Here is a 10561-nt window from a genome sequence, read left to right on the forward strand (position 1 = left end):
GCCCCCGGGTTTTCCGGGCGCGGGTGCTTCAGTCCGCGAGCAGCGGGACGCGCTTGTCGATGGTGAGGCCGAAGCCGGCGAGCCCGCGGTAGGTGATGTCCGTGTTGGTCATCACCTGGAGCGAGCGCACGCCCAGGTCATTGAGGATCTGGCAGCCCATGCCCAGGTCTCTCGTCTCGTGCGGGCCGGTGCGGATGTCGGCGCTGCCGTCCGTGTTGCGCTTATGGCTGATGCCGAAGTCGCCCCCGTGCATTCCGGGCAGGTAGACCAGGACGCCGGTGCCCTCGCGGGCGATGCGCGCGAGCGACTGGTCCAACAGCACGTTGCAGTTGCAGGTGGGGGAGCCGAACACGTCGCCCAGGGTGCAGGCGGCGTGCAGGCGCACCAGGGCGCTCGGGCGGGAGGCGGGGTCACCCTTCACCAGCACCAGCGACTTGGCGCCGTCCGGCAGCCACGTGTACGTGAGCGCGGTGAAGTCGCCGTAGCGCGTGGTGACGGTGTGCTGGCCGGGCTCGCGGCGCACCAGCCGGTCCTTGCGGCGGCGGTACTCGATGAGGTCGGCGATGGTGATGACGGCCAGCTTGTGCTCCAGGGCGAAGGCCTTGAGGTCCGGCATCCGCATCATGGTGCCGTCGTCCTTCACCAGCTCGCACAGGATGCCGGAGGAGCCCAGGCCCGCCAGCCGCGAGAGGTCCACGGTGGCCTCGGTGTGGCCGGCGCGGCGCAACACGCCACCATCGCGGTAACGCAGCGGGAAGATGTGGCCGGGGCGCAGGAAGTCGTTCGCCTGGCTCTCCGGATCCGCCAGGGCCAGGATGGTCTTCGCCCGGTCCGCCGCTGACACGCCCGTCGTCGTGCCATGCCGGTAGTCCACGGAGACGGTGAAGGCGGTGCGGTGGGACTCGTTGTTGTCCGCCACCATCTGCGGCAACCGCAGGGCGTCCAGCCGGTCCGCCAGCATGGGCATGCAGACGATGCCGCTGGTGTGGCGCACCATGAAGGCCAGGTGCTCCGGCGTCACCTTCTCCGCCGCCATGATGAGGTCGCCCTCGTTCTCCCGGTCCTCGTCGTCCGCGACGATGACGAACTTGCCGTCGCGGATGTCGCGGATGGCGTCCTCGATGGAGGAGATCTGGAGGTCGTCAGGGCGCATGGAGGATTCGGTCCGCTCGCGAGTCTGCATGTGTTGGCGCATGTAGCGTCTGCGTCCGGGGCTGGCAAGCCAACCTGCTTGACGCCGTGCGCTCGGGTGATGGGGTGGATGAGCCATTCGCGAGGGCCCCCTTGCTCGCCCGTTGCGGTGTCGCTGGAATTAGTTGGGACCCAGAAGGTTGGAGTCGCCAGGGGCGAGTGACTCGACGCGTGGGACAGGCTGCTGTAGGGTGCCCGGCTCCGTGATGAGCGCCGATACCCAGGATTTGAGGACGCAGCTCGACCAGCTCCAGGAGAGCCTGTCCGTCCGCCAGAGCACCACCCACTTCGCCCACACGGGGGTCGCCACCCTGGCGGCCCTCATGTTCGCGGGGGCCGCTGGCAAGCTGTTCTATGACTCCCTTCGCACCCCGCTGATGGCCTGGGGCGTGACGCTGCTGGCGCTGGGCCTGCTGGCGTACGCGTTGCGCCGCTACGTGGTGGGGCGACGCGTGCTGGCCGACGAGCTGACGCGCTTCCAGACGCTGCTGGAGCTGCGCAGCCAGCTGCGGCTCGACGACCCCGCGGCGCTGCTGCCCCGGTGAGCGCGGCCCGCAAGTCCGCCCGACGGGGGCGGTTCATCGTCCTGGAGGGGCTCGACGGAGCAGGCACCACCACGCAGGCGGAGCGGCTGGCCTCCGCCCTCCGCGCCGAAGGGCACGCGGTGCTCACCACGCGTGAGCCCTCGGATGGCCCCGTGGGAACGTTGATTCGCCAGGCCCTCACCGGACGGCTGGGCCTGCCGAATGGCGCGGGCCCGCTGGCGCCGGAGACGCTGGCGCTGCTCTTCGCGGCGGACCGGACGGACCACCTCGCGGCGCGGGTGCTGCCCGCCCTCGAGGAGGGGAAGCTCGTCCTGTGCGACCGGTACGTCCTGTCCTCGCTGGCCTACCAGGGGGCGTCGCTGCCCATGGCCTGGGTGGAGGCGGTGAACGGGTACGCGGTGTCCCCGGACCTGACGCTGTTCGTCGGTGTGGCGCCAGAGGTGGCGGCGAAGCGCCGGGCGGCGCGTGGCGGGGCCGCGGAGCTGTTCGAAGCGGACGAGGCCCAGCGGCGAATCGCCAAGCAGTACCTGGCCGCCATCCGCCGCCGCGCGAAGAAGGAGCGCATCGTCCACATCGACGGTGAGCAGGGGATTGAAGCGGTGACGGCGGCGTCGCTGGCGGAGATTCGCAAGCTGCTGGGCCGCAAGCGCTGAAGGAGCGGGTCAGCGCGCGACGTCGAAGCTCAGCGCGACCTCCGCCCCATCTCCCGAGCAGCGGCCCGCCGTCTTCCCGACGCTGCGCAGCACCAGGCGCCCGCGGACCCGGGTGTCGCTGTTCTCCTCAAGGACGAGCTGCCCGGCCACCTCTTGCGTCAGGGCTTCCTTGGGGACGGTGCCGTAGCAGCCCGTCGCCACGAAGACCGCCAGGATCTCCGGGGAATGTCCCTTGCGTGGGGTGAAGGTGATGTCCCGGAACGAGTCCGTGGGGGCGGCGATGGCGTCGCCCGCCACCGCGAGCGTCACGGGGCCCGCGCCGAGGACCTCCTTGTCGAAGCGCACGGAGACACATGCGGAGGTCTCGTCGTCGGCCACGACGCTCGACGGGTCGTTCAGCCCGCACAGGCGAAGCGTCCGAGGTGCTCCGCTCTCGAATTCGGCGGAGCGGTGCTCGTCGAACGCCATCCAGCCCTCGTCGTACGTCACGCGAAACGTTTCGCCCGAGTCCTCGTAGTGCTCGATGGACGAGTCGAGGGGTGGGTCGCTCACCGCGTCGTCACCGCAGGCGGCGAGCGACAGCAGCGACGCGAGGAGCAGGGCGGACGGACGTCGGGCGGACCGGGGGGGCATGGATCGCATGCCCCCAGGAAATGCAATCCGGATGCCCTTGTCCCCCCAGGGAGAGAGGCCCTCCGGAGGGGGTCTGCCGCGCCTCGGAATTCTGACGCGACGACGGATCCTCGTGACTCGCGCGGCGGACTCCCCGGCCGTTGCGCTACAGTCCGCCCTTCCTATGGAGCGCACTGGCGCGGCGGCAATCATCATCGGCAACGAGGTCCTGACGGCGAAGGTCCAGGACCAGAACGGCCCGCACCTCATCAAGAGGCTGCGCGAGGTGGGCATCGTCCTGCGCTCGGTGGAAACCATCCTGGACGACGTGGACGCCATCGTCGATGCGATGAACCGGGCGCGTCAGCGGGCTCGCTACGTGTTCACCAGCGGCGGCATTGGCCCCACGCACGACGACGTCACGGTGCGGGCGGTGGCGCTGGCCCTGGGCAAGCCCGTGGTGCGGTTGCCGGAGATGGTGTCCCTCATCGAGGCGCGAGCGCCCGATGGCAAGGTGACGCCAGAGGGGATGCGGCTGGCGGACGCCCCGGAGGGAGCGGTGCTGCTGCCCCAGGCGGGCACCTGGTACCCCGTGCTGACGGTGGGGGACGTGTTCCTCCTGCCCGGCGTGCCCCAGCTCTTCCGGATGCAGTTGGAGACGGTGCTGGGGCGACTGAGCGGCACCCCCGTGGTGCTCAGCTGCCTGTACCTGCGACTGGGCGAGAGCGACATCGCCGCCGTCCTGGACAACGTGGCGCTGAACATGCCGCACGTGGCCATCGGCTCGTATCCGGAGTTCGACCCGGGGAAGGACTACCGGGTGAAGATCACGGTGGAGGCCGCGGAGGGTGGTCCCGTGGAGGAAGCCGTCGCGCGAATCATCGGCGGGCTCCCCGAGGGCGCGGTGCTGCGGCGGGAGTAGCAGTCCTCCCGCCGTGCGCCTCGACTACAGCGACAGTCCCAGCCGCTGACGCAGCCGGAAGAAGTCGTCGGTGAAGGACCAGGCGAGCAGGGTGCGCAGCCGCTCACCCTCGCGCACGGCCTGAATCATGGGCTCCGGGGTGTCCAACCGGGCGCCCGCGAAGTTCGGGTCCTCGCGCAGCACCATGCCCAGGCCCACGGACACGTCGCCGGCGATGAGCAGACCGGCGCGGTCCGCCGAGTAGTCCAGCGCGTCCAGCCACGGCGCCAGCTCCAGCTTCTGCACGTCGCCCAGGGCCATCGCCGGCCCTTCCAGCGCCTTGATGGCCTTGCGCGAGAAGGCCTTGCGCAGCTGCTTCACCGTCTCGTCGTTGCGACGGCCGAGCGCGGAGAACTGCTGCGCGTGGATACGGATGGCGCTGCCGAACAGCTCCGCCGTCTCGCCTTGCGACAGCTTCTCCAGCACGGCCGCCTTGTTCAACAGGCCCAGCGCCGCGCGGCCCAGGAGGAACTTCTGCTCGCGCGCGTTGAAGCGCCGCACCACGTCCTGGCCAATGCACACCGACAACGGCTCGGTGGTCTCCAGCACCGTGAGGCCGCGCCGCGCCTGGTATGCGTCGAACTCCTCCACGCCGAACACCTGCGCGACGGTGCGGATGGCCTTGTAGACGGCGCTGTCCGTCTTGAGCTTGTCCGTCTTGGGGTTGACGCCGACGATGTCGAAGCTCGGGGGGTAGACCTTCTCGAGCTGGTCGCCCATGGCGCGCAGCACCTCCAGCAGCGGCCCCCGGACGCCCGGGTGCAGCAGCATGGAGTCCACGTCCGTCGACGTGAGCCCCTCGCGAACCTCCTGCGCCAGCCGGGTGCGGCCCTCCGTGTAGAAGGCCAGCTCCGCCTCGTTCGTGGAGCGCAGGAACTGGAGCACGGACGCCACGCAGAAGGCCTTGTCGAGCTGCTTCAGGCCCTCCCACAGCTTGAACAGCGCGTGCAGGCTGTCCACCCGCGTCGGGTCCTGGCGGAGGATCTGCCGGTGCTCCTCGACGGCGAGCGGCACGGACGAAGTGTCCCGTGCATACAGGCCCGCCAGCGCGGTGCGCGCCGTGAGGTTGGTGCCGTCGCCTTCCACCACCTGCCGGTACAGCGCGGTGGCGCGCGCGGGCTCGGACAGCGGGCCGGCGAACAGCTCCGCCACGCGGATCCGCAGCGCCGCCGCGCGCTTCGGGTCCGTGGCCGCCGTCGTCTGCGCCTGCGCCTCCAGCAACTGCGCCAGCTCCGGCAGGTTACGCGCGCGCTCGTACAGCGTCACCAGCCGGTCCACCAGCGTCGGGTCTCCCGGCGTCAGCTCCAGCGCGCGGCGATACAGCGGCGTGGCCGCGCCCGCGTCGCCCAGGCCTTCGTCATACGTGCGCGCCAGCTCCAGCGTGAAGCGCGCGCGCGACTCGGCGGGCAGCTCCTGCTGAAGCAGCTTGTGCAGGCAGTCCACCGCGCCCGACCAGTTGCGGCCGTGGGCATGCAGCGTGGCCAGCCGCTCCAGCGCCTCCAGATGGCGCGGCTGCGCGGAGAGCACCGTCATCAGGTGCGAGGACGCGCGGCCCGGATCATTCAGGTGCGTCTGGTACAGCGAACCCAGCGTGAGGTGGAAGGGCGCGAGCGTCCGGGCGTCTCCGCCCTGCTGCACGCGCTGGCTCAGCATGGCCGCGGCCTCCGCGTACTGCTGTGCCTCCAGGAGCAGCGAGCCGCGCAGCTCCAGCGCCTCGATGTGGCCCGGCTGCGCGGCCAGGGCCTTCTCCAGCAGCGCCACCGCGCGCGTCCGGTCTCCCAGGGCCGCGTGGTGCAGTCGCGCCGCGCTCACGAAGCCCGTGGCCGCCGCGGTGTGGTCCTTCTGCGCCAGCTTCGCGTCGGCGCGCCGCTCGTGCAGCGCGGCCAGGTCCGCGGAGCCTCCACGGTGGGCGAGCAGCTCCTCCAGGCCCGCCTGCGCGGCCGGGTGCAGCGGATCTCTCTCGAGCGCCTGCTTGTAGAGGGCCGCCGCGCCGTCGGTGTCCTTCTGGACGAACGACGCCAGCCGCGCCGCGCCGATGAACGCATCGATGGCGCCGCGCGGGTCCTTGCTGAGCCGGGCCTCGGTCTCCAGCGCGGCCCGAGCCTCGGCCGCGTCTCCGCGCCGCATCGCCACGCGCCGCGTGCCCTGCAGCGCCGGGAGGCACTGCGGATGCAGCTCCAGCGCCTGCTTGTAGAGGGCCGCCGCGCGCTCCAGGTCGCCGAAGCGGATCTCCGCCAGCTCCGCGGTGCGCAGGAGCATCTCCAGCGCCTCTTCCGCGTCGCGCGCGTGCGCCAGTCGCAGCGTGTAGAGCCGGGCCAGGCCCGACACGTCACCGGCGAGCTTGAGCGAGCGCTCCAGCGCGAAGGCCAGCCGCGCGTCGCCAGGGTCCGCCTCGAAGGCGCGCTTGTACGCCTCCAGCGTGCCCTCGGCGGGGCCCTTGTCCAGGTCCACCGCGGCGGACAGCCTCAGCGCGGTGGCCAGGCGTGGATCATTCACGCGCTCGGCGATGCGCTGACGCAGCTCCGCGCGGCGCGGCCGGTCCGACGCGCGAATGCGCTCCAGCAGGGTGAGGGCGGTGAGGTTGCCCGCGTCCAGGCCGAGCACCGCTTCGCAGCACAGCGCCGCGCGCGAGGGCTCCTGGAAGCGGTCCAGGTACAGCCGCGCCAGCTTCAGGTAGGCCGTCACCTTGGCCGTGGGCGTGCCGCCCACCTGCGTCTCGCGGTCCAGGATGGACACCAGCTCCTTCACGTTGTCCTGCGCGAGGAACAGGCGCTCCAGGGCGCGCAGGGTGGCGGCGTGACCGGGCGTCAGGCGCAGCACTTCCTGGTACGTCTCGATGGCCAGCTCCGGCCGCTTGAGGGCGTCCTCCCAGATGGCGGCGGCCTGGAAGAGCGCGTTGGCGCGCTCCAGCGGGTCCGTGCGGTTGGCGGCCTCCTCGCGCAGCATCTCCACCAGGTTCTCCCACGCGCCCTGCGCCCGGTAGATGCGGGCCAGCGCGCGCAGCGCCGGGAAGTAGCTGGGCGCCAGCATCAGCGCCTCCTGGTACGACGCAATGGCCTCGTTCTCCTGGGACAGCCGCTGCTCGTACAGCTCGCCAATCTTGTAGATGAGCGCCGCGGCCTGGTCGGTGGAGGGCGAGCTCTCCGACTCCGCCCGGTACATGTCCACCAGCTTCGCCCAGCGGCCGTCCTGCGCGTACAGCCGGCCCAGCGCCTTGAGCGCGGGCAGGTACGACGGGGACAGCGCCAGCACGCGCTCGTAGGCGGAGATGGCGCCCGGGCGGTCCTTCAGGTTCTCGTCGAGGATCTCCGCGTTGCGGTGCAGGAGCGACAGCACCTGCTTGGTGTCGCCCGCGAGCGACGCCTCCAGGTCATGCGACTCCAGCAGCTCCCGGTAACGGCCCGCGCGCTCGTACAGCCGCGCCAGGTTGCGGATGGTGGGCAGGTGGTCCGACGCCAGGTCGAGGATGCGCTTCATGCACTCGATGGCGTGGTCCAGGTCTCCCAGCCGGTCCTCGTACACGCCCGCCATCTTGTTGAGCGTGGTGATGAGCTGATCCCTGTCCGACGTCTGGAGCAGGTCCTGCTCGAACATCGCCACCAGCTCCGCGAAGCGGCCCTGGCGCTCGTAGAGGCGGGTGAGCGCCTTCTGCGCGGGGAGGTAGCCGGGCTGCAACTGGAGGCAGGAGTTGTAGCGGGAGATGGCGTCTTCCTGCCGACCCAGCCGCTCCTCGAGGATCTCCGCGGCCTTGTACATGCGCGCGGCCTTCTGCTTGGCGTCCTCGGCGGCGGCGACCTCCGCGTCGAAGACGGCGACCAGGCCCTCCCAGTTCTGCATCCGGTAGTTCAGCTTGCCCAGACCCGCGAGCGCCGCCGCGTGGCCGGGGATGCGCGCGACGATGGCCTGATACCGCGCCGCCGCGTCCACCTCACGCTTGAGGACCTCCTCGTACAGCGCGGCCAGTCGCAGGTTGGTAGCCACCAGTTCGCTCTCGTCGTTGAGCGAACCCACGCGCGCCAGCAGCACGTCCGCCAGCTCCTCGTAGCGGCCCTGCGTCTCGTAGATGCCGGCCAGCTCGCTGAGCACCAGCGGCTCGTGGGGCGCGGCGTGGCGTGCGTCCAGCAGCGCCGCCAGGGCCTCTTCCTTCTGGCCCAGGCGCTCATGCACCTTGGCGATCTGCAGATAGGCGGGCGCGGCCTGGGAGCCCAGCGCGGTGGCCTCGGCGGTCAGCGCCGCGAGCAGCTCCTCGGTGCGTCCCTCTCGCTCGGCCACATGCTTGAGCGCGGCGAGCAGCAGCGGATCCGAGCGGTCCAGCGCGAAGGCCTCGCGCAGCAGCGCGGCGGCGGGCTCGCGCTGCTTGAGGCGCTCGTCGAGCAGCAGGCCCGCGGAGGTCAGGTAGTGCGCGCGCAGCGACGGCTGCTGCATGGTGGCGGCGAGCAGCCGGTAGACTTCCACCAGCGCGGCGGCGTCGTTGCGCGCGGCGTAGACGGACTCGAGCTGCGTGAGGACCACGACGTCCGTGGGCCGCCGCTCCAGGCACTGGCGCAGGCAGGCGCTGGCCTCGTCGTCGCGAGACAGCCGCTCCTGAAGGACGATGCCCTTCTCGAACAGGAGGGCGGCCTGGTGGCGCGCGTCCTCGGTGGCGGCCAGCTCCGCGTCGAGCAGCTGGATGACCATCTGCCAGTTGCCCACGTCCGCGAAGAGTCGCCGCGCGGCGCGGATGTTGACCAGGTACCGGGGCGCCAGCTTGTACGCGTTCTGGAAGGCCACCGCCGCGTTGCGGGGGTTCTTGAGCGGCTCCTCCCAGAGCAGGCCCACCTCATGGAAGAGCTGGGCGGCCGCGGGACCATCAGTGGTGCTCAGCGTCCGTGCCTCGCGCTCCAGCGAGGCGATGCGCTCGCGGGCCTCGTCTTCCGCACTGGGCGCGGGCGTCGCCTGGGGCGCGGCCTGCACGGACTGCGTCAGCACTTCGGTGGCGCTGGGGCCGGACTTCGCGGGCGCCCCTGAAGGCGGAGGAGGGGCGACCGTGACGGGGGGTCGCGGGATGTCGTTGCGCTCGCTCATGGAAGGCCGGCTCCGGGGGCCAGTTCTGAGAGGAGGAGAATGGCCGGAAGCGGTCGTAACACGCGCTTGGCCGGTCCCTCAACTTCCCGTCTTTCCTGGCGATTTGGGTGTCCGGATACCCGGGGAGCAGGCAGGCCCCCGCTCTGGACTCCTGGTGGGCGCCTCGCTTGCGCCCACCGTCTCTTGTCGGCTTCAGGCCCGTGAAGCTCAGAGCCCTTCGCGCAGGTTTTCCTCGGCGATGTCGATCAGCCGGGTCACATGCTTGTGAAGCCAGAGCCCGAAGGGCTGGATTCGACCCGCCGGGGTCTTCTTGGGGAGGTCCTGGATGCCCTCGTCGAAGGAAATGACGGCGTGCTCGCCCGTGGGGGACGTCGTGCGCTGGTCGAAGGCGAAGGACCGGCCGACGTGCCACCCGCCGTGGAACACGAAGAGGTTCTCCAGGTCCTTGTTCTCGGTGGCCTCGACGAGCCCGTCGATGTCGTACACGTCGTCGGCGATCTCCAGGCAGCTCCAGCCGCCACCCGTGACGTTGCCGCAGGGAAACGTGGGCAGGCCGCGGTCCATGGCGTTGTCCACGATCCACGTGACAGTGCCGTACACGCGCTGGAAGTAGTCCCAGCTCGACTCCTTCTTCAGGGGCTTGAGCGCCCGGGTTCCCTTCCAGCTCCCGATGCGGTGCTTGTACTGGCGCTTGAAGATGGACAGCTGCTGGTCGAGGGAGTCCATGCGCTCGGGCTCCTTCTTCACGTCGAGGTGCTCCGCGACGAAGTGTGCCTTGGGGTAGCGGTCGTGGAGGTCCTTCAGCATCGCGATGGCCGTGTCGACGGCCTCGTAGGCGTTCTTGGGCTTCGTGAACGACGGGCCCTTGGGCGAGGAGGGCTTCTTGGGCGCGCCCTTGGGCGCCTTCGGTTCCGGATTGGGATGCGAGGCATCCCGGAGATCGATGGTCCGCAGGACGAAGCCGGCCTTCTCCTTGGCTCGGATGCGCTTCTCCGCGCGCTCGATGGCCGCCTCATGGCTCTCGGTGGCGGTCTCCTTGTCGTAGCCGTCCATGATGACAGGCCCATCGACCTTCATGGCCCAGAACGTGGAGTCGCCCTTGATGTATTCGCGAATCACCACGCGCTTCTTCGTCGCGTTCCACGGGTTGGCATCGCGGAAGCCGAGCGCGCGATAGCGGGCCACCAGGGCTTCGCCCGTGGTCGCGTCGAGGAGCGAGACGTTGAAGGCGCCGTTGATGGTGCCGCGTCGGACCACGGCCTGGGCTCCTCGCAATTCCACGTCGACGAAGAGCAACGACATGGGCTTGAAGAGCGTGAATCGCGCCTTCACGGGCGTGGTGAGCTTCAACGCCTCGGGCTGATTCTTGGAGAGGGTTCCGTCGCTCCAGACCCGCAGCTCACCACCCGCCGAGTAGAGCCAGACCTCGCCCTTCAGTGAAAGCTGGGGGTCGGAGTACCAGATGGCCTCGCCATTGTTGAGCTTCTGCAGGTGCTTCCAGTTGGGCATGGGTGATTTTTCGCACGGGACGCGGG

7 protein-coding genes are annotated in these 10561 nt (G+C 70.4%); 3 read left to right on the top strand and 4 right to left on the bottom strand.

Annotation, left to right across the window (positions count from 1 at the left end):
• Window positions 1-28 precede the first annotated feature (28 nt).
• Window positions 29-1183: a 3,4-dihydroxy-2-butanone-4-phosphate synthase gene (gene ribB, locus FJV41_RS05100; protein WP_141641268.1), complete on the bottom strand. Its 1155-nt coding sequence runs from the start codon at window positions 1181-1183 to the stop codon at window positions 29-31.
• 214 nt (window positions 1184-1397) lie between these two features.
• Between ribB and FJV41_RS05105 the strand changes: the two genes are divergently transcribed.
• Both FJV41_RS05105 and tmk read left to right on the top strand, forming a co-directional pair.
• Window positions 1398-1736, top strand: a complete 339-nt coding sequence (locus FJV41_RS05105; protein ID WP_217440105.1) for a hypothetical protein — start codon at window positions 1398-1400, stop codon at window positions 1734-1736.
• Complete coding sequence (tmk, locus tag FJV41_RS05110) at window positions 1733-2389, top strand: dTMP kinase (protein ID WP_141641270.1); 657 nt, start codon at window positions 1733-1735, stop codon at window positions 2387-2389. Before FJV41_RS05105 ends, tmk begins: the two co-directional genes overlap by 4 nt.
• A 9-nt stretch (window positions 2390-2398) precedes the next feature.
• Here the strand turns inward: tmk and FJV41_RS05115 are convergent, their stop codons facing one another.
• Window positions 2399-3022, bottom strand: a complete 624-nt coding sequence (locus tag FJV41_RS05115) for a hypothetical protein (RefSeq protein ID WP_141641271.1) — start codon at window positions 3020-3022, stop codon at window positions 2399-2401.
• A 163-nt stretch (window positions 3023-3185) separates the two neighbouring features.
• Here FJV41_RS05115 and FJV41_RS05120 point away from each other — a divergent pair, with 163 nt between their 5' ends.
• Entirely contained in the window at window positions 3186-3923 is a 738-nt protein-coding gene (locus FJV41_RS05120; RefSeq protein ID WP_141641272.1) for a competence/damage-inducible protein A, read from the top strand.
• Between the two features lie 24 nt (window positions 3924-3947).
• Here FJV41_RS05120 and FJV41_RS05125 read toward each other — a convergent pair whose 3' ends face one another.
• Together FJV41_RS05125 and FJV41_RS53475 are read right to left on the bottom strand one after the other, a co-directional pair.
• Entirely contained in the window at window positions 3948-9026 is a 5079-nt protein-coding gene (locus FJV41_RS05125; RefSeq protein ID WP_141641273.1) for a tetratricopeptide repeat protein, read from the bottom strand.
• Window positions 9027-9233: 207 nt separating this feature from the next.
• Entirely contained in the window at window positions 9234-10535 is a 1302-nt protein-coding gene (locus FJV41_RS53475) for a hypothetical protein (RefSeq protein ID WP_246137005.1), read from the bottom strand.
• Window positions 10536-10561 lie beyond the last annotated feature (26 nt).

The sequence above is a fragment of the Myxococcus llanfairpwllgwyngyllgogerychwyrndrobwllllantysiliogogogochensis genome, assembly GCF_006636215.1.
In the GTDB taxonomy this organism is placed as follows: Bacteria; Myxococcota; Myxococcia; order Myxococcales; family Myxococcaceae; genus Myxococcus; species Myxococcus llanfairpwllgwyngyllgogerychwyrndrobwllllantysiliogogogochensis.

Coding starts and splice junctions, on each gene's coding strand:
- FJV41_RS05120 (WP_141641272.1), top strand. CDS start 3,186: ATGGAGCGCACTGGCGCGGCGGCAATCATCATCGGCAACGAGGTCCTG.
- FJV41_RS53475 (WP_246137005.1), bottom strand. CDS start 10,535: ATGCCCAACTGGAAGCACCTGCAGAAGCTCAACAATGGCGAGGCCATC.
- FJV41_RS05105 (WP_217440105.1), top strand. CDS start 1,398: ATGAGCGCCGATACCCAGGATTTGAGGACGCAGCTCGACCAGCTCCAG.
- FJV41_RS05115 (WP_141641271.1), bottom strand. CDS start 3,022: ATGCCCCCCCGGTCCGCCCGACGTCCGTCCGCCCTGCTCCTCGCGTCG.
- ribB (WP_141641268.1), bottom strand. CDS start 1,183: ATGCAGACTCGCGAGCGGACCGAATCCTCCATGCGCCCTGACGACCTC.
- FJV41_RS05125 (WP_141641273.1), bottom strand. CDS start 9,026: ATGAGCGAGCGCAACGACATCCCGCGACCCCCCGTCACGGTCGCCCCT.